The 19,933-nt window shown below is 36.2% G+C and carries 19 protein-coding genes; 8 read left to right on the top strand and 11 right to left on the bottom strand.

Going from position 1 to position 19,933, the window contains the following annotated elements; all coding sequences use genetic code 11:
• Nucleotides 1–180: 180 nt before the first annotated feature.
• The 7 genes from NZ519_04305 to nuoE all read right to left on the bottom strand — a co-directional run bounded on the left by NZ519_04305 (nucleotide 181) and on the right by nuoE (nucleotide 8,413).
• On the bottom strand, nucleotides 181–1,326 hold the full coding sequence (locus tag NZ519_04305; protein ID MCS7027965.1) for an acyl-CoA dehydrogenase: 1,146 nt from the start codon (nucleotides 1,324–1,326) through the stop codon (nucleotides 181–183).
• Between the two features lie 131 nt (nucleotides 1,327–1,457).
• Nucleotides 1,458–1,619, bottom strand: coding sequence for a hypothetical protein (locus NZ519_04300; GenBank protein MCS7027964.1), 162 nt, complete (start codon nucleotides 1,617–1,619; stop codon nucleotides 1,458–1,460).
• 38 nt (nucleotides 1,620–1,657) lie between these two features.
• Nucleotides 1,658–2,797 carry an efflux RND transporter periplasmic adaptor subunit gene (locus tag NZ519_04295; protein ID MCS7027963.1) on the bottom strand — a complete coding sequence of 380 codons (1,140 nt, stop codon included), beginning with the start codon at nucleotides 2,795–2,797 and terminating at the stop codon, nucleotides 1,658–1,660.
• An 8-nt stretch (nucleotides 2,798–2,805) separates the two neighbouring features.
• Nucleotides 2,806–7,149: a CusA/CzcA family heavy metal efflux RND transporter gene (locus NZ519_04290; protein ID MCS7027962.1), complete on the bottom strand. Its 4,344-nt coding sequence runs from the start codon at nucleotides 7,147–7,149 to the stop codon at nucleotides 2,806–2,808.
• A 139-nt stretch (nucleotides 7,150–7,288) separates the two neighbouring features.
• Complete coding sequence (locus tag NZ519_04285) at nucleotides 7,289–7,441, bottom strand: hypothetical protein (protein MCS7027961.1); 153 nt, start codon at nucleotides 7,439–7,441, stop codon at nucleotides 7,289–7,291.
• 15 nt (nucleotides 7,442–7,456) lie between these two features.
• Nucleotides 7,457–7,804 (bottom strand): hypothetical protein, encoded by a 348-nt coding sequence (locus NZ519_04280; GenBank protein ID MCS7027960.1) that lies wholly within the window; start codon nucleotides 7,802–7,804, stop codon nucleotides 7,457–7,459.
• 27 nt (nucleotides 7,805–7,831) lie between these two features.
• Nucleotides 7,832–8,413, bottom strand: coding sequence for an NADH-quinone oxidoreductase subunit NuoE (gene nuoE / locus NZ519_04275; protein MCS7027959.1), 582 nt, complete (start codon nucleotides 8,411–8,413; stop codon nucleotides 7,832–7,834).
• Between the two features lie 196 nt (nucleotides 8,414–8,609).
• On the opposite strand from nuoE, the gene NZ519_04270 reads away from it, so the two are divergent.
• Nucleotides 8,610–10,517, top strand: coding sequence for a hypothetical protein (locus tag NZ519_04270; protein MCS7027958.1), 1,908 nt, complete (start codon nucleotides 8,610–8,612; stop codon nucleotides 10,515–10,517).
• Here NZ519_04270 and NZ519_04265 read toward each other — a convergent pair.
• The 3 genes from NZ519_04265 to NZ519_04255 all read right to left on the bottom strand — a co-directional run bounded on the left by NZ519_04265 (nucleotide 10,465) and on the right by NZ519_04255 (nucleotide 12,274).
• Complete coding sequence (locus tag NZ519_04265; protein MCS7027957.1) at nucleotides 10,465–10,626, bottom strand: hypothetical protein; 162 nt, start codon at nucleotides 10,624–10,626, stop codon at nucleotides 10,465–10,467. The two genes, NZ519_04270 and NZ519_04265, sit on opposite strands and share 53 nt — an antisense overlap.
• 152 nt (nucleotides 10,627–10,778) lie before the next feature.
• Entirely contained in the window at nucleotides 10,779–11,291 is a 513-nt protein-coding gene (locus NZ519_04260; GenBank protein ID MCS7027956.1) for a MarR family transcriptional regulator, read from the bottom strand.
• A 224-nt stretch (nucleotides 11,292–11,515) separates the two neighbouring features.
• Nucleotides 11,516–12,274 (bottom strand): alpha/beta hydrolase, encoded by a 759-nt coding sequence (locus tag NZ519_04255; protein MCS7027955.1) that lies wholly within the window; start codon nucleotides 12,272–12,274, stop codon nucleotides 11,516–11,518.
• A 105-nt stretch (nucleotides 12,275–12,379) separates the two neighbouring features.
• On the opposite strand from NZ519_04255, the gene NZ519_04250 reads away from it, so the two are divergent.
• The 7 genes from NZ519_04250 (at nucleotide 12,380) to NZ519_04220 (ending at nucleotide 18,249) form a co-directional block, all read left to right on the top strand.
• Entirely contained in the window at nucleotides 12,380–12,961 is a 582-nt protein-coding gene (locus tag NZ519_04250; GenBank protein ID MCS7027954.1) for an adenylate kinase, read from the top strand.
• A 5-nt stretch (nucleotides 12,962–12,966) separates the two neighbouring features.
• Nucleotides 12,967–13,266, top strand: a complete 300-nt coding sequence (locus NZ519_04245) for a DUF3467 domain-containing protein (protein MCS7027953.1) — start codon at nucleotides 12,967–12,969, stop codon at nucleotides 13,264–13,266.
• 6 nt (nucleotides 13,267–13,272) lie between these two features.
• Nucleotides 13,273–14,604 (top strand): UDP-N-acetylmuramoyl-tripeptide--D-alanyl-D-alanine ligase, encoded by a 1,332-nt coding sequence (gene murF / locus NZ519_04240; GenBank protein ID MCS7027952.1) that lies wholly within the window; start codon nucleotides 13,273–13,275, stop codon nucleotides 14,602–14,604.
• Between the two features lie 81 nt (nucleotides 14,605–14,685).
• Entirely contained in the window at nucleotides 14,686–15,405 is a 720-nt protein-coding gene (locus tag NZ519_04235; GenBank protein MCS7027951.1) for a hypothetical protein, read from the top strand.
• Nucleotides 15,398–16,303 (top strand): CPBP family intramembrane metalloprotease, encoded by a 906-nt coding sequence (locus NZ519_04230; protein MCS7027950.1) that lies wholly within the window; start codon nucleotides 15,398–15,400, stop codon nucleotides 16,301–16,303. The genes NZ519_04235 and NZ519_04230 overlap by 8 nt, the downstream gene beginning before the upstream one ends.
• 17 nt (nucleotides 16,304–16,320) lie before the next feature.
• On the top strand, nucleotides 16,321–17,130 hold the full coding sequence (locus tag NZ519_04225) for a substrate-binding domain-containing protein (GenBank protein MCS7027949.1): 810 nt from the start codon (nucleotides 16,321–16,323) through the stop codon (nucleotides 17,128–17,130).
• A gap of 3 nt (nucleotides 17,131–17,133) precedes the next feature.
• Nucleotides 17,134–18,249 (top strand): site-2 protease family protein, encoded by a 1,116-nt coding sequence (locus NZ519_04220; protein MCS7027948.1) that lies wholly within the window; start codon nucleotides 17,134–17,136, stop codon nucleotides 18,247–18,249.
• A gap of 4 nt (nucleotides 18,250–18,253) precedes the next feature.
• On the opposite strand, the gene NZ519_04215 is transcribed toward NZ519_04220, so the two are convergent.
• On the bottom strand, nucleotides 18,254–19,594 hold the full coding sequence (locus NZ519_04215; protein ID MCS7027947.1) for a hypothetical protein: 1,341 nt from the start codon (nucleotides 19,592–19,594) through the stop codon (nucleotides 18,254–18,256).
• Nucleotides 19,595–19,933 lie beyond the last annotated feature (339 nt).

Below are 19,933 nucleotides of genomic sequence, written 5' to 3'. Positions count from 1 at the left end.
AGCGAAGTACCGAAGCGAAGCGCAGTGCGGAATGCCCCGACCCTTGCGCAGCAAGGGGCACGCCCAAAAAATAAAAAACTATCCTAATCCAATTGAGTTGGTTAAAAAATAAAACTTCCCAAAAGTTGGGAAGCAAAGTTTGGTTTATTTAGGGCTTTTAGTTGTTAGCGGTATTGTTGGCTATTCTTTTTTAGCTAAATAACGAGCAATGACCAATTTTTGAATTTCACTAGTGCCCTCATAAATTTCAGTAATTTTGCTATCTCGGAGTAAGCGCTCTACATGATATTCTTTGACATAGCCATATCCTCCATGTATTTGGACAGCTTCCAAAGCAGCTCTTACTGCGGTACGAGAAGCAAATAGTTTTGCCATAGATGCAGCCATGCCAAAAGGTTTGTGTTGATCTTTTAGCCATGCAGCTTTGTAACATAACAAACGTGCTGCTTCTATTTCTGTAGCCATATCGGCAAGCTTAAACTGAATGGCTTGCAGTTGGTTAATTGTTTTTCCGAACGCTTTACGTTGTGCAGAATATTTCAAAGCTAGTTCTAGAGCTCCCGAAGCTATGCCCAAAGCTTGCGCTGCAATACCTATACGTCCACCATCTAAAACTTGCATAGCAAACTTAAATCCAAAACCTTCTTCACCTATCCTGTTTTCTTTTGGAACAATGACATTATCAAACTGTAAGGAACAAGTATCAGAGCCACGGATGCCTAGTTTGTTTTCTTTTACTCCCTGCGTAAAACCTTTTTGCCCTTTTTCTACAATCAAGCAATTTATACCTCTATGCCCTTTACTGCGGTCTGTTTGTGCCATTACTAAATATACTGATGCATTATGTCCGTTAGTAATCCAGTTTTTAGTACCGTTGAGCACGTAGTGATCCCCTTTATCTTCAGCAGTTGTACTTTGTGAAGTAGCATCTGAACCTGCTTCGGGTTCAGATAAACAAAAAGCACCTATAATTTTTCCCTGTGCCAAAGGAACTAAATATTTACGCTTTTGCTCTTCGGTTCCATATTTCTCTAATCCCCAACATACTAAAGAGTTATTGACCGACATACAGACAGAAGCAGAAGCATCTACTTTTGAGATTTCTTCCATAGCTAAAACGTAGGAGATAGTATCCATACCTGCACCGCCGTATTCAGGGCTAACCATCATGCCCATAAAGCCCAACTCGCCCAACTTTTTGATTTGTTCGTGGGGAAATTCTTGCTTTTCATCTCTTTCTATAACACCTGGCAATAGTTCTTTTTGGGCGAATTCTCTTGCCGCATCACGTACAGCAATATGCTCTTCGGTTAGTTCAAAATACATAGTACTTTTTGGTTCTTAAACAAAGGGCAATATAAAAACGTTTTTTTGAAATAGCAAAAAAGCAAGCGTAATAGTTAATATATGCAGAGTTTTATTTTGTGCTGTAAGTGAGTATTTTAGTTTGTGTATTTCTATTGGTTTGTACTAAGATGTTTATTGAAAATGTTTTTTATTCTGCGTGAGGCATGCGAAGGGCGTGCGTTAGCACGGTGCGAAGCGTAGCGTAGCACCGAAGCGTCAGCGTAGCCCGTAGCACGCCGACCTTGTGGGCATGAGCGCAGCGAAACGCCCACAAGGGCACGCCCAAAAAAAGAAAATAATTAAAAAGATCTTATTCTTCTTCTACCGTGTTCTTCAACTTCATTAACAAACTGTAAGCCCCTTTGCTTACTACCTTGCTTTGCGTATTTATCCTTTCATGAGGTTTGATAGCTATCCACTGACTTTGCTGCTCATCTATTTGAATAGGTAGCATCTCATATTTTTGCTTATCTACTTCAAGAAAAATGTATGCTTTACCTTCAAACTGCACAACGGCATCCTTAGACAAACTTAAACGCTCCCCCTGCACTTTCACAGGAATTTGAGCAGTGATATACTCCCCAGGTATGACATTTTTATCTAACCCTTGACAATGGCAATGCACCTCCAAAGTGCGATCTTTGCTCAATTCCTTGCCTATAAACACAATCTCACAAGAGTAAGGTTGATTGTCTTTATTTGTGTAAGCAGTCAGTTTTTGTCCAACAAAAATTTTGTGAATATCCTTCTCAAAAACAGAGAGTTTGATATGAATATCCGTAGGATCTACTAATTCAAACATTATTTCACTGGGCTGCACATACTTGCCAATATTGACATTAACCTTAGTAACATAGCCATTGACAGGGGATAAAACTTCTACTTGGCGCGAAAGGGTATTTTCAGTAAGCCGCTCGAGGTTAAAATTTAGCAAATGCAGCTGTTCAGATAGAGATTGTAAAGCAATTTTTTGCATAGTGTATTCGGTTTTTATTTGTTCTAGTGCCTTGTCGCTAGTGGCTTTACTTTGATTGAGTTCTGTTTGGCGAGCAAGTTCTTTTTCTAATTGAGCTAATTTGACTTTGGTAGTTAAGTAATTTTCTTGCAGAGTAATGAATTTTGGGTCTTCCAAAATGGCTAACTTTTCACCTTTTCGCACGGGCATGCCAGGGATGAGATGTGTGTGTTTAATATATCCACCCATAGGAGCGCTAATGCTCACTAAATTTTGGGGGGGAACATCGGTATAGCCATTAACATTGAGGATATACTCTAATTCTCTTACCTGCGGATACTCTATTTTTACACCTGCTTGCTGATATTCTTTTTCATTGAGAGTTACAACTGTTTCAGGTAACTTAACTAAATTTTTATCTTGATTTGAAGAACTACGAGGGCTGCAAGCTATTAAGCCAATACACAAACTGTAAATAAAGTACGTTTTTTTCATAGTAAGTTTTAATTTTGGTAGTACTGAACTTCGGTCAAGGATAAATGTAAATTTTTTAGACTTTCCAAATATTCCATTTGGATTTGTATGGCAGTTTGGATAAGCATAGCCCATTCTAAATAGCTGACTGCTCCCGATTGATATTGTTGATGAGCTTGCATCAAAATACTTTCTGCTTTGGGCAAAGTGGAATTTTTCATCATTTGGACTTTTTGCCACGCGCTTTGATATTGGTAATAAGCCGTAAGGTATTGCTGCTCAAATACTTTTATGCCCATAGCATATTGCATTTGGGCTATTTGAAGGTCTACCTTAGCTGCATTGAGTTGGGCTTTTTGAGCAGTATAAAATAATGGTATGCTTAATCCAAGTTGAAAGGCATTAAATCGGGTGCGGCGAGTGTAAAAAACTTCATCTGCCCCTATACCTTGTAAGGTTTGACTAGTGTAACCTATCACAATATCGGGTAAAAATTTGTGTTTTTGCAGTCTTACTTTTTGCGCTGCAATGTGAATAGATTGCCGTAAAGCTTTAAGATAAACATGCGTGTGGACAGAAGTGGTATCTACACGCAAAATGGGTTTATATACCATTGTATCGCGTAGATCTGCAGTGTAGAGTTGAGTTGTGTTTAGCCAGTATTGAAATTCTTTTTGTGTGTAGGTTATCTCTGCTTGAAGTTGTTGTAATTGCGTTTTAATTTGTTGAGATTGTATTTCAGAAGCGTTTTTTTCCATAGCGGCAATATCACCTTTGCTAAAACGAATCTCCATTTTTTGATGTACATTTTGCAAAATACTATCTATTTTGTGTAACAGAATTTGTTTTTGGTTCAAATAGAGCAAAGTATAAAAGGTTTGGCAGACTTTTTTGGTAATTTGTTTTTTGAGTATGTCAAGATTTAAGTTTTCCTGTTCTATTTGGGCATTTTGTAATTTTTTTTGTTGATGATATACCGTGGGAAAGCTGGTACTTTGAGTAATTGAAAGGCGATTATCTTGGTAAATAGAGTTCATTTGTCCGTATTCAAAAGTGAAGTTTGTGGGAGGGAGGTTATAGGAAGCGGGTAAAAGGGCTTTTTGAAGTTGTATTTGCGCGGATTGCATCTTTAAGCTAAGATGATTTTTAAGAGCGGTGTCTATGGCGTTTTTTAAAGAAATGGGCTTTTGCGCGTAGGTAGGCGTGTTAAAGCACAAAGCAGAAAAGAGTACAATAAGTGCAGGGGAAATTTTTCTTAGGGTTACTTTTTGTATCCATACATACAAGATAGGTAAGACAATCAAAGTTAAAAAAGTGGCAACTAGCAAACCTCCAATAACTACAGTGGCTAATGGTTTTTGGACTTCTGCACCTGCGCCTGTGCTAATAGCCATAGGTAAAAATCCTAATGAAGCCACAAGAGCGGTCATAAGTACAGGGCGTAAGCGAGTGCGTGTACCTTGCGCCACCACTTCGTAAAGGTCAGAAATTCCTTCATTTTTCAAACGATTGAACTCACTTATTAAAACAATACCGTTGAGCACAGCTACGCCAAATAAAGCAATGAATCCTACACCTGCACTTACACTAAAAGGCATTCCTCGTAAAGCTAAAAAGAATATTCCCCCCATTGCTGAAAGTGGAATAGCTGAATAAATCAATAAACTTTGAGCAACTGAACGAAAAGCCAAGTAGAGCAGTAAAAAAATCAAAGATAGGGCAATGGGCACAGCTATCATCAAACGTTGTTTTGCACTTTGAAGATGCTCAAATGAACCGCCGTAGGTAATGTAATACCCTGGGGGCAACTTTAATCGTTTTTGCACTTGTTTTTGTAAATTTTCTACTACGGTTTGGACATCTCTATCTTTTACATTAAAGCCGACAATAATTCTGCGCTTAGCTTCTTCTCTTTGTATTTGATTAACGCTTTGTTTGATTTGCACAGATGCAATTTGATATAAAGGCACTTGTGTGTGATAACGAGTAGGAATAAGTAAGCTGCGAATTTGTTCTACGTCTTGTTTGTATTCCGCAGCAAGGCGCACTATAATTTCAAAACGTTTTTCATCTTCAAAAAGCAGACCTGCGCTTTGTCCTGCCAAAGCAGCAGTAATAATTTGATTAGCGTCTTGAATAGAGATACCATATTTTGCCAACTCTTCACGATAGTAAGAGATAACCAACTGTGGCAAGCCATCAATAGGTTCTACATAAATTTCTGTAGCTCCTTCAAGAGTGCTAACAATCTGCCCCAATTTTTTAGCGTATTTAGAAAGAGTATCTAAATTTTCACCAAATATTTTACAAACCACATCTTGCCGAGCTCCTGTCATGAGTTCATTAAAGCGCATAGCTACGGGATACTGAAAACTATAACTAACTCCTGGAATGTTTTCTTTGAGTGTTTGAGCCATTTTTTCAGAAAGTTCCTGCCAGGTATATGCAGAAGTCCATTGACTTTTATCTTTAAGAATAATCATCATGTCAGAGTGTTCCATAGGCATGGGATCAGTGGGAATTTCACTATTTCCTGTTTTGCTTACAATTTTTTCTATTTCAGGAAAGTGCGCTAATAATACCTTAGCTGATTGCTGGCAAGCTTGAATAGAAGCATTTAAGCTACTTCCTTTAAGCAAGCGAGTTTCTACGGCAAAGTCGCCTTCGGGAATTTGAGGGATAAATTCTCCGCCTAAATGTAGAAGCACAAAAATAGACACTGCAAACAAAATCAAACATAAACTGACAAAAAGAACTGAAAACCGTAATGCCTTAGCTAAAAGATACTGATGCCATTTGCTTAGGGTTTCCATGACACGACTTGAAAAATTGGTTTTATTTTGTATTTTTTTGTTTATCAACAAACTACTAACTACAGGAATGTAAGTCAAAGACAGGATAAAAGCGCCCAAAAGTGCAAAAATGACTGTTTGAGCCATTGGTTTGAACATTTTGCCTTCAATCCCTTGCAAAGTGAATATAGGTAGATACACAATCAAGATAATGATTTGCCCAAACACAGCGCTATTCATCATACGAGTAGAAGCTTGCGCAACGGTTTTATCCATTTCATTTTGAGATATTTTTATACTCTTAAAAGGTTGGACATGCATCAGGTTGTGTAAAACGGCTTCTACAATAATGACCGCGCCATCTACAATCAGTCCAAAGTCTAACGCTCCGAGACTCATTAAATTTCCACTTACTCCAAAAGTATTCATTAAAATGATGGCAAAAAGCATAGAGAGCGGAATGACAGATGCCACAATTAAACCTGCACGGATGTTTCCCAAAAGCAAAACCAAAACAAAAATTACAATTAGTGCCCCTTCTATCAAGTTTGTGCTAACAGTTTTTATAGCTGCATTGACCATTTTGGTTCTGTCTAAATAAGGTACAATTTCTAAACCTTCGGGAAGATTGTTTTGTATTTGAGCTATTCGCTCTTTGACTGCTTTTATGACTTGATGGCTATTTTCACCTTTGAGCATCATTACAATTCCGCCTGCTACCTCGCCTTCATCATTGTAGCTTAATGCTCCATAACGGGTAGCATGCCCAATTTTTACTTTAGCTACATCTTTGAGTAAAATAGGGATACCTTCTTGGGTATGCGCAACCACAATTTGTTCTAATTCTGAAATGGATTGTAACAAACCTTCTGTACGAATAAATACTACCGTAGGACCCTTTTCAATATATGCTCCGCCTGTGTTTTGGTTGTTTTTTTCAATAGCATGAAATAAGTCTGTAATTGTAAGTTTATATGCGTTTAGTTTTTGGGGCTCAACAGCAATTTCATACTGTTTGACATAACCGCCAAAGCTGCTCACATCGGCTATACCTTTTATGCCTATGAGCTGCCTTTTGACTACCCAATCTTGGATTGTGCGCAAATCTGTGAGAGAATACTGTTTTTCGTATCCTTTTTTAGGTTTAAGTACATATTGATAAATTTCACCTAAACCTGTGGTTACAGGTCCTAATTCAGGAGTGGCTATACCTTGCGGAATTTCTTTTTCTGCTAATTTTAATCGTTCGGTTATTTGCTGTCTTGCCCAATAAATGTCTACATCATCTTCAAAAACTATGGTAACCAAAGACAAACCTGCACGCGAAAAGCTGCGCATCTCTGTAATGTGGGGAATATTGCGGCAATTTTGTTCAATTGGAAAGGTAATCAAACGTTCTACATCAGGAGCGCTAAGTGCAGGCACTACGGTTATCACTTGTACTTGATTGTTAGTAATATCAGGTACGGCATCTATGGGCAATTGAGTAACTTGATATGCCCCATAAAACACTAAAATTAAAGTAGCCGCAATGACAAGCAATTTATTCTGAATAGAAAAGTTGATGATTTTAGAAAGCATAAAGGAATGAAAAATTGAATTTTATTTTTTTACCTCGCCCCTATTGAGTGGGCAAGTGTTTAACACTTTTACAAGCTAACTTTGAAAAGACTTGAACGACCATGCCTTAGATTTGCTGCTGACACAGGTTAAGTTTAGCTTAGAATGTAATTAGTTTTTTGCGTGAGGCATGCGAAGGGCGTGCGTCAGCACGGTGCGAAGCGCAGCGTAGCACCGAAGCGAAAGCGTAGCCCGTCGCACGCCGACCTTGCCCACACAAGCGCAAGCGAAGTGTGGGCAAGGGCACGCCCAAAAAAAGAAAAACTTATTACTTAGGCGGTTGCCAAATTCCTTTGCAACGAATAAGCTTGGTCAAAACAATATCCGATAAAATGAAGCTTAAATTTTTGAAAGTCAGGTAGTAACTAAAAGCAAGGTAAAAAGATTGAGCAGTATAAGGTGAAATATGCACAAAAGTATCATGCTGGAAAGGCAACTTTTTATGCGTACTGTCCTCTTGGTGCGTACTTTTATGAACGGTATAGTGCTCTGCTAAAAAGTCAAGAATATTTTGATTAGGATTAACGCCTTTGTGTTCCAAGTAATGCTGGATAAAAACAGGGATAGTGAGAACCTCATGCAATTCAGTATGCACAAAAGTGAAGCAAGCCGCCAAAAACAAAATGAACGTTCTCACTGTTTTTTAATCATCTATGATGCTTTGGTCGCGTAGTGGGATAGATACAAACTCGGGAAGTTTGCCATTTCGGACATTTTCTATAAGTTGGTCTATGACTTCGGGCGTAAGGTTGTGAACGTAGTGTCCGTTATTAAATTGCATTACAGGAGCAGTGTCGCAAGCACCAAGACACTCTGCTTCTCTGACCCAAAATAAACCATCAGGGGAGATACCTTCTTCGTTTGCTTGAATTTTCTTTTTGGTATATTCTACCATTTCAGGACCTCCGCAGATGCCACAAGTTAAACAGGTACATATCTCTAACAAGTATTTGCCCATTTTTCGTTTGAAGTACATAGTGTAAAAAGTGGCTACCCCATATACATGGGCAAAGGAAAGCCCTAAGGTATCGGCTACTAATTTTATAGCGCCCTCGGATAGCCAGCCGTATTTTTCTTGTGCCATCCACAAAACGGGCATCACAGCAGATTGCTTATCAGGATATTTGCTGATATGATATTGTACTTCTTTAAGTTCCTCTTCGGAAAATTCATATTTTGTGTTATCTACTTCCTGCGGTGTAGAAGGCGAAATATGCATTGCCATATTGATGCAATATTACAAATAAGTTTTGGAAATAATTTGTTGATAAGATAATTTTTTTGGGCGTGCCCTTGTTGGGGGTTTCCCTGCGCTCATGCTCGCAAGGACGCACCTAAAATTGAGTAATAATTACATAAAAATTACATAAAAGTAAAAGTTTGAATTAACTTTGCAACTGTCTTACACTAGTAGCATTATGATGTTTATCAAGTTTTATTTAATCCTTTTATTTTTTAGTTTATTTTTTTGGTTAGTTGGTTGGAGTACAAAAAGAGCCATCGGAGTAAAGGAGGAGATTAGTTATTACAGCATACTTTTTAACATTTTGATAGGAGTTATTGCTTTTGCGACCAGTGTTGCCATTTTTTACACAAAAGGCAAGACTGTAATGATATTTAGTGTACTTTTTGGGGTTTTAGCGTATATTTCTTACAAGAGAAGCCTGCCTTTGAGTTCATCTGATACTTCATCTTCTTCACAAAAATATGTTATTCTCAATAGTGTATTAGGACTTACTGCAATATTTGTTTTTATTTACAAGTTGTTGTTTTTTGAGGATATTGTTTTATTCTCTACTAGCGATTATAATTTTTATGCTTACCTTTCCTATTCTATTCGTGTTACAGGAATAGAACACTGCTATGCGAATATGGTTCTTCCTCCTAAAGGCATCCAGCCCTATCATTACCTAGAGATATGGCTCAATGCTGGGGTATCTTCAATAACAAAAGAAAATGAGCTTTCTATGTTATTTGTTGTTACTTATCCTACTCTCATTTTTTTGTTTTATTTGGGTGTTTGTGATTTATTAAAATACATGAAGTTTGATGAAAAATACATTTTTATAGTCGCATTTTTGACTACATTCATCTCGGGTTTTTCTATTCCTCAGCTACCTATTTATCAAGGTCTGTATGAAAAGTTTCATCTCAAATTGTTTTCAAGAACACTATGGAGCTACAGCTACTACAAGCTATCTGTTATTTACGCATTTACAATAGCGGTAATAGTTTTATTTGCAAGAAAAAAAATAGACATAGCTTACTTAATCTTGTTGTTTTTACCTGTTTATTATTCTAGCGCCTTAATCGGAGTAGTAGGAGGAATTTTGTTGGTAATGCTCTATGAATATTTAGTAAAAAAATCTATTTCTAAGACTTTTGTTCTACATTTTACCTTGATAAACAGTGTTTTATTTATTTTTTATGCAGTATTTCAAGATAGAGAAGTGGGAATTACACCTGTACTTAATTTAGATAGCAATTGGAGGACTAAAATAAACATTATTGGCAGTACAGGTATTTCTTTTCTAATTCTTTACGGACCTACGTTAATTGTTTTGTATTTGTTTTTAAGAAAGTTTTTATCATCTTTTTTCAGTCAAGTTCATGCGTGGCTACTGGTAACTGTTCCTATAAGTGCCTTAGGCGGTTGGGTAATTTTTTATAAGAACTTAGATAGTGTGCAGATATTCCACAACGTTGCTTTACCAGTAATGAATACAAGCTGTATAATTGTAGCTGTGGCTTTATTAAAGTACGTTCGTTATACTTTATCAATTTTTATTTTTAGTGTAATTGTAGGTGTGAGTATATATCAACATTACGTAAATTATTTTTACTCTTTTTTTGACAAGCAGGAGAAGGATAAAGAAATATACAAAGCACGCTTGATACAAGCTAAGCTTAAAAATAAACCTACTCATTTAGGGGTGTTTTTCAGAGAAGAATACGAGTACAGAAACAGCATATTTTACATTAACACTTACGCGGGGTCTATATCTTTTGAGTTCAACGCTGCACTTTTAGACACATACGCGGTTTTTCTTAATGTACATTCTATTAATCCAGAGATTTATACAGAAAATCACTTAAAGGAAATTGCTAAGCGCTTAGTTAAAATTTCAATTTTTAATAGATATGTGGAGCAACAGAAACAGAAAGGTACATTCGTAAGTATTGAGCAAAGTCAATTAGATTTTATACGAGAGTTTAAGGTTAGTTTTATTGCTACTAGACCTGGTTTTGAGTTACCTCCACACATTAAACCTTTGGTCAAAGATAAGGAAAAAATAGAGTTACCAAATGTAGTATTGTATTTGTTGTAGTAAAAATTATGTTTTTTGAGTATGCCCCTTTCTGCGCAAGGGTTCGGGGCATTCCGCACGTAGCCCGAAGCACGCCGACTTTGTGGGCATGATTGCAGCGAACGCCCATAAGGATACGCCAAAAAAATTAAAATTTAGTCTTTGAGTAAAAGATGGACTTAATTACCTGTATGTCAAAGTATTAAGATTATGTTTTGAGTTGAATAGCTAATTGGTAAATAGAATACAAAAAAAGGACAAAGCAACACAAGTAACTGAAAATCAAGTTTTTGTAAGCATTTTCATCAGTACCTGTGTAAACCAATTTTCATCGGCATTGCTAATACGAGTAAGCAAAATATCTGCATTTGTAAGAAATTTTTGGATATTTTCAATAGTTTGCTGGAAAGCTATGGCTTCGGGGTCATTTTTATCTATCTCTACTTCGGAAACTTCTTCAATAATTCGGCTAACAGGATTAAGCTCGCGTCTTTTGCGTTCTTGGATAATACGCATTGCTATTGTCCAAATGTCTTTTTCGGCTACGAAGTATTCTTTTCTATCGCCTTGTTTAAGTTCTTTTCTGACCAAGCCCCAATCGATTAAAGCACGCAAGTTCATATTAGCACTTCCTCGAGAGATATTTAAGCGTTCCATTATTTCCTCTGCGCTCATAGGTTGAGGGGCTATCATGAGTAAGGCGTGAACTTGAGCCATTGTTCTATTGATGCCCCAAGAAGAAGCTAACGCCCCCCAAGATTGAATAAACTTTTCTTGTGCTTCGGCTAACTTCATCTGCGATTTGCAAAGGTAATAAATTACTAACAAGTAAAGATAGGGTATAATTTTACGAATATGAGATTTTTCAAGTATTTGAAAATTATTTCTGCGTGAGGGGCATGGAGCATGCCCGTAAGGGCAGTGCGAAGCGCAGCGAAGCACCGAAGCGAAGCGTAGTGCGGAATGCCCCGACCCTTGCGTTAGCAAGGGGCACGCCCAAAAAAGAAAATTAAAGAAAATTAAATTACAGAATTGAGAATACCTGCCACTTTAATAGGTTGGCTTTCTATGATATTATGCCCACCCTCTACACTGTGTAAAGTAATGTTCAGCTTTTGCGCGGCGCGGATACCTATTTTGAAAGGCAATACTTCATCTTGCTTGCTCCAAATAAGCACTACTTTATCACGGTACTTGAACAATTGATTAAGATTGGGCTTAAAATCTGCGTACATTTTCCAAATTTTGATTAAAATTTTTCTTCGGTGTGTATTTTGAATATGTTTAAGATAAAAGTTTTTTCGTTTAGCAGGAATGAACCTCATTTTGTATGCTAACTGTATCAAACATCGCCAAAAGTTCGTTTGCTCAATAACTTGATACAAAAACTGTTCAGAAAGCCATTTTTTTTCGGTAGCCCACTGCAAGAAATGTTTTTTCAAACCGTCAGTGTTGATGAGAATAAGTCCATTAAATTTTTCAGGAGAACGAAGAAAAATTACCTGTGCAATACGCCCACCTATGCTAAATCCCAACAGATACACTTTTTGATATCTGTACTTTTGAAGTTGGGAATGTATGATTTGTGTAAGTCCATCGGGAGTTAATTTATTTTGTATGCTGCTTTCAGGATTGATAAAAGGCAAATGGACTAATAACCACTGAAATGCATCTTGGGTTTGTTCCACTAGGGGTATAAAATTACGCATATCCTGCCTATATCCACCAAAGGCGATAATTAACACACTGCCATTTCCAAAATGAGTGAAAAGTTCCACATTAAGCAAAATTAAAAAGTTTTATGAGGTTAATTGCTTTTAGCGAAGCTTTAGTAAATTTTTGTTTTAGGTACGTGATTTAAGTTTTTTATATAGTTTTGTGGCATGCTCAATATCATTTTGTTTGGTCCGCCTGGCGCGGGAAAAGGCACACAGTCTGAAAGGATTGTAGCAGAATTTAATTTATTTCACATTTCTACGGGAAATATTCTGCGAGAGGAAGTAAGGCAGCAGACAGAGTTAGGTTTAGCGGCTAAAGCTATAATGGATTCGGGTCAGTTAGTTTCAGATGAAATTATTTTAGCTATGGTAGAAAAAGTGATTGAACAGAACAAAGATAAAGTAAAAGGTTTTATTTTTGATGGATTTCCTCGCACGCTTGCTCAGGCAGAAGGATTGAGTCATTTGCTTAAAAAAATGAACTTACCTCTTTCAGCAGTGATTAGCTTAGTGGTTGAGGAAGCAGAGCTAGTTCAGCGTTTGCTCAAACGCGCCCAAGAAGCAGGGAGAAGTGATGATACAGAAGAGGTGATAAGAAAACGTCAGGAAGTGTATCGCCAAGAAACTATGCCTTTGCTTGACTACTATCAAGAACGAAATTTACTATATAGCGTTAACGGTATAGGTAGCATTGAAGACATTTATCAAAACATTAAAAACATTTTGAAAAAATTATCATCTTTGTAAGCACTATGCAGGAGCAAAATCAAATCAATATTGAACTAGATGAGGAGCGTGCAGAGGGAACATACGCAAATCTTGCTATTATTTCGCACTCTTCCTCTGAATTTGTAATTGACTTTATCCGGGTAATGCCTGGTTTGCCCAAAGCTAAGGTCAAATCAAGAATCATTCTTACACCTGAACATGCTAAACGCTTACTGGGAGCTTTACATGACAATATCATGAAGTATGAAAGTACTTTCGGAGAAATTTCTATTCCGCAAGAAATAAGCGGATTTATGAACAATAATGCTATTGGTAAAGCATAAAAGCCCATGTATGAGAAAATTTATTCTCATTTTTTGAAATATCCCCATATCTGTACAGATACGCGCAGGTTAGTACAAGGGGACTTTTTTTGGGCACTGAAAGGAAAACGATACGATGCTAATGAAATGGTTAAAGAAGCTCTAGAAAAAGGAGCTTCGGCAGTGGTTACTCAAAATCCTGCTTGGAAAAATCACCCAAATGTATTTTACGTTCCTGATACACTACAAGCTTTGCAAGAATTAGCTACTTTTCATCGTAGCCAGTTCAACATACCTGTTATAGCTATTTGTGGTTCAAATGGTAAAACTACTACCAAAGAACTTGCGTACAGAGCTTTGTCCACTCAATACAGGACTTTGTACACAGAAGGTAACTTGAATAATCATATTGGAATTCCTCTAACGCTGCTTAAACTACACAAAACTCATCAAATTGCTGTGATTGAAATGGGCGCTAATCATCAAGGAGAAATTGCACAATACTGTACTTGGGTAAAACCTACATACGGACTAACTACCAACATTGGTAAATCTCATTTAGAAGGTTTTGGAGGTTTAGAAGGGGTTGCCAAGGGCGAAGGAGAACTCTATGACTATTTGATGCAACAGAATGGTTTTTTATTTGTCAATCAAGATGATAAGTATTTGAGAGAACAAACATTACACGCTAAAAACAAACTTACTTATGGCATCTACCATTCCGCCGATATTCAGGCTTCTTTTCAAACTGATGAACAGGGTAAAGTATCTATCTCTATTGAGTATCCCTCAAAAAAATTACATTATCCAAGTATAAAAAGTCAAATTTACGGACATTATAATGCAGAAAATATATTAGCTGCTTGTGCAATTGCCATCTACTTTGGTATATCGGAACTCAATATTCGTAAAGCAGTAGGTGAGTATATTCCTCAAAACAATCGTTCGCAGATTAAACAATACAAGGGATATACCTTTATCATGGATGCTTACAACGCCAATCCTAGCTCTATGCAAGTAGCACTGAAAGCGTTTTCGGATCAAAAAACAGAAAAAAAGAAAGTAGCTATATTGGGAGATATGTTTGAATTAGGCGAAGAAAGTATCAAAGAGCATGAAGAAATTGGACTTTTTTGCAATACTCTTAACATTGATGAAGTAATATTCATTGGTACGTTAATGCAGCATGCTAAAAAACGGTGTTTGTTACCTTCATGGCACTTTGAAAGTGTGGAAGAATTTTTAGAAGTTGCTAGCGAACATATTCAACCTGACAGCATAGTTTTACTCAAAGCATCGCGCTCAATGAAATTAGAGCGAATATGGGAATTTATACATCACCAACTGATAGAAAATTAGCATTCAGCAGTGTAGTTAGATAATAACTTTTTACTTGTTCATGGATAAGTAAGTCTCAAAAATTTAGTATTTTTGTTTGGTATGAAAGTTTTGCTGACTTCATTGCTTTTACTTTTCTACTTTGCAAGTATTGCACAGCAAAGCACCACCTATACCGTTTCTTGGAAATTAGAGCATAGCTTACCTTTTTCGCCTGAAAAATATACCGATGTAGCTTTACAAATAAACGATAAACAATATTCCGTTGGTAGAATAGAAGGCAGATACGTTCCAATTGATACACAGCATCCATTTTTCTCCCACCTTCCTGAAAATGCTTTTATTGCCTTAAAGCAAATGACCAATGACACGGCTAAGGTTATTTATGCTTGTAAGGAAAATGGAAAAATTAACGTGTATGCATATAGTCCACAAAAAGGTCTAAGCAGCGCAGTTTTACTCAAAGAAATTTTATTGCAAGATAGCTCAAATTTAACTGCTGCTTCTTCTAACAGAACTTCCAAAAATATAGAATTTACTTGGCAGTTTGAGGAATTTACTCAAAATCAACTTGATTATACTAATTTATTTGTTATTATCAAGGGAAAGCAGTACCGAATAGGAATTTATGAAGGTAAATGTAGAATGTTAGAAAGCAATGAGATAAAACAGAATCATCTTCCTTCGGAAATTTATTCAGCTGTACAAGCTAAAGACGTTATTGTTGCTGTTCAGTTTGCTGAAAAAGAATGTGTTGTATATGAAAAAAAGTCTAACCAAGAAATTAAATCTATAAAAACTATCCCTGTAAATCATGAATAAAAAAATTGAACTTTCTCCTGTTTTGCTACTTATTGCAGGACTTTTGATTTCAGTAGGTATGGTCATCATTTTTCAGAGTTTAGCTATGGTGTTGACCGTACCTATTTTTGGTATTCCTATGAAAGATTTGGCTTCTCTTACGAAGAATCCTGCTTATGTTCATGCTACTCGGTTTATTCAATTTGTTACTCAAATAGGTTGGTTTTTTGTATCTATTTGGTTAATTATACGCTTGTATATTCCAAAACCTTTTGAGTATTTTGGTATTCGCTTACCACAGCCGTATGCTATTTGGGTACTAGCTTTGGCAGGGATGCTTACTATTCAAGTTTTAGTAGGTTGGACGGCACAAGTTAATGCTAAAATTCCCTTACCTGATGCACTTGTGCGCATGGAAAAAGATGCAGAAACTATAACGAATTTATTTCTCAAAGCTGAAAATGTGTGGATACTTTTGGTCAATCTACTCATTATTGCTCTTGTTCCTGGAATAGGGGAGGAACTCTTTTTTAGGGGCTTTATGCAAAACACTCTGCTTAAAGTAGCTCATCATCATGTAGCTATATGGGTAACCGCAGCAGTATTTTCAGCAATACACTTTCAATTCATGGGCTTTATCCCGCGAATAATATTAGGTGCATATTTAGGATATTTAGCGTACTATGGCAAAAGTATTTTACCCAGCATGTTAGCTCATACGTTCAATAATGGCATGCAAGTATTGATGGTCTACCTCAATCAGGATTTACTGGGTATGAGCGTAGATGACCCCAAAAATCAAACATTTACCTTATGGGACATTTTTGTATCTGTGATACTGACGGTATTTACTTTGGTTATGGTAGCTTATTTGAGTAACCGTTTTTCAGAGAATAAATTTGCTGAACCAGTAAATTAACTTATATTTGCTTACAGATGAGTAAAATTATTGTATGCTTGGGACTATCCTTTTACACATGTTTTGCACTTGCCCAATTTGACACACTTAGAGTAAGTGGTTCAAAGTACTTATGTGAAATTATTCAGAACATGCTTTCTGACTTTTATGCTTTAAATCCGAACTGTATAGTCAAGTTTGTATCCACAGAAAATACACCTAGAGCTATATCTGACTTTATTTTACAAGGTGCGGAGGTAGCTTTAACTATCCACCCTATTTCAGAAATAGACAAAAAAAGAATAACTTTTACCTACAAAGAGCAAGAATTTGCCCGAGATGCTATTGTTTTATACACTCACCATAAAAATCCTGTTAAAGGATTAACATTATCTCAAATTCATGAACTGTTTGTAGAAAAAATTCATGATTGGTCAAGTATAAATGGGAAGAATGAAAAAATTACACTTATTGCTTATCCATTAGGACATGACTTTACTACATACTTGTATAAAAATGTCTGGAAAAGAGAGTATTATTCTATCAATGCTGTTGTTGCAGAAAGTCATGAACAAATGCAAGCTAAACTTAATCTTAATCATTCTACAGTAGGGTATACCGCGCACAGTTTAAAATTAAAAGGACACTTAGTACCTATTTTGGTAGATGGCACCCCTATCTTGCCTAATGAGGAGAATGTATTAAGTGGCAAATATCCGCTTTCGTATTCTTGTTATGCTATCGTAAATACTCAAAAACCTTTTGCTACTAAATTTCTAGAGTGGTTAATGCTTCCTGCAACGAAGAAAAAACTTAAAACTCATCATTTATATTGTTTCTTAATCTAAATCATGAGTAAGCGAATTTTTATACACATCTCATTATTTATACTAACAGTATTTACCACCTTGATATCAGGCTACGAATGGACCACAGGAAAGGTCTTTTTTAGCAGTAGCGAACCAATTCTTTTACGATTTAAGCAAGGCTTTCCTTACGCGTTCAGTTTCTTGCTTTTTTTAACTGTTCATGAGTTTGGACACTACTTTATGAGCAGAAAGTATGGTATAAAAGCAACTTTACCTTATTACATTCCAATGTACATAGGTACAATGAGTATTGGTTCTATGGGGGCAATTATTCGCCTTAAAGAACCTTGTCAAACTCGAAAGCAATTTTTTGATATTGGTATAGCTGGACCTCTGTCAGGAATAGTTATCGGAATAGGGCTGATGATATATGGCTACGCTACTTTACCACCCGAGAGTCATATTTTCTTGATTCATCCTGAATACCTTAAATATGGAGGTTTTCCAGACCCCAAAGAATATCAAAACATACCGTATGCTTTGGCATTAGGTAAACCTTTACTGTTTACAATAGCAGAGCTATTTTTACCTGATGACGCACCTATCCCTCCCCCACAGGAAATTATGCACTATCCTTATCTTTTTACGGCTTGGTTAGCTTTATTTTTTACAGCTCTTAATCTTATTCCCGTGGGGCAATTAGATGGGGGACATGTAACTTACGGTTTATTTGGTTTCAAGGGACATTACTGGATCAGCCGGGCTACTATTTTCATTATGATACTTTACGGCGGAATTGACTTCATGAACACCGAACAAGTAGAAACGCTGTGGGAAGGATTATTAAACGTAAGTTTCTATATGTTATTACTTTTAGCAATTTTGACAAAACTGTATGACTATAAAAAGGTAGAGCATTGGTTACCTGTTTTATTTTTGATAGTAAGTTTTCATGTTGCGTTGAACTTGTTTTTCCCAAGTATAAAAGGCTATCCCGGCTACATGATGTTTGCAGTGATTATTGTACGATTTTTAGACATTAGGCATCCTGTTGCTCCTGTGGATGAACCTCTTAACTCTAAGCGTAAAATTTTAGGTTGGGTAGCCTTACTTCTTTTTATTTTATGTATCAGTCCACAGCCGTTTCAGATATCATAGAAGCTTAACCCGCCCATAATCCCGTAATAAAGCGTTCAAATAAGTATGTTTGAATAAGCATTCCTAAAAAAATAATTCCGAATATCAAATACTTTTTGTGTATCCAATTTTTGAGGTAAAAGTACAAAAACCAGGCTATGATAGCTATTAAGATTATTAACATTCTAAATTGCATGGTTTGGTTATCACCTGCTTGAATAGGTAAAGCTAAGTAAAATAAAACTAAATACGTTACTATAGCCGTTATGAACGAGGTTTTAGAAAATTCACTTTTTCTGTACATTTCTAATATAAATACACTATAGAAAATTGTTGCAAAAACATAACGATTAGCGCTGATGAATTCTCTCTTTACAAATAATGCAAAGAAAGCAACAAAGCCTAAGTAGCCTAAAGAGAATAATAGTGGTTTATTTATTTCTATTGTTATATTGTGATATTTCAATTTCATACCAGCTGTACAAGAAGACCAAAGCACAAATAGTAGAATTAGAATTGCAATTACTCCTACCCACACTGCAAATATATCTGTAAACATAATTTCGTTTTTATCCCAGGTGTTTAGGGGAAGCAGTGGTAAGTCTATTTGGGTTTTGTTATCCCAGTGTTTAAGCGCTTTGAAATAAGCAAACCACACCCCTGTTTTAGTCCATTGAAAGTAAACTACGATAAATAATCCCAATAAACTGCTTAAACTCAAAATAGCAATGTTTCTTACTTTTTTATGGATACTCTGGTAAGAAAGTATTTCTGCGGCAAAAATACATGGTAAAATGAAAGTAAAAATAGAGCGAGTCATAGAAGCAAAGAACAAACCTGCGCTGGCTATCCATATTTTTTCTTTTTTTAGTCCGTAAATAATCCATGAGCAGAATAAATAAAATAAACCTTCTGAATACGGCACATAGACAAAAAATAAGCATGGTGCGGAAAGTAATAACAAAATTTCTATCTCATCTGTGATAGAATATGCCTGCATTAAAATCAAAAAGCCTATCAAAAAAAAGATAAAGTTGATGATGCAAATTTCTAGGTTATCTATGTTAAAATTTTTTTGCAAAAAGCGCCATGTATAGGGAAAAGCAGGAAAAAAAGGAACACTTGACTGCTGTGTATCAGAATAGTAGTAGCCATTATTTTTTATTTTTTCAAACCAGCCTGCATCCCATTGTATTACGTTGATATAATTGGGTGTTTCTTTGAAATCCCCAAAGTGATAAATGAGTATAAATGCTACTAACCAAAGCAGAATATAGTTTTTTAAGCTTTTTAGCAATATGAGTGAAAAGGGAAGTAAGGTGGAATTTATAGACTGTAGTATTTTTTGGACTAAGGTAAGTAACATAGAAGCCACAAAAGTACTATTCTATTTTTTACTTACCAAGACCTTATAACTAACGCTCAATTTTGTGATTATTAAAGGGATTTATGTTTTTTAGATTAGGTTTAAGCTGTTTTTTATGGGCGTGTCCCTCGCTACCGCTCGGGTCGGGCTACTGCGCACTACGCGTACGCTTCGGTGCTACGCTGCGCTGCGCACTGCCTAACGGCATGCTCCGTATCCCTCACGCAAGATGTATTTTGGTGTTTTACTTTGTTTTTATACATATCTTTGCTTTACCTTGTTTAAGATTGATTATCAACTGCTTACAAGGTTAAAATTTTTTACCTTATTTCAAGTGAT

The sequence above is a fragment of the Bacteroidia bacterium genome (genome assembly GCA_025056095.1).
Taxonomy (GTDB): domain Bacteria; phylum Bacteroidota; class Bacteroidia; order JANWVE01; family JANWVE01; genus JANWVE01.
Note: the sequence above shows the minus strand (reverse complement) of the source record. Positions and strands in the feature narration are given on the sequence as shown.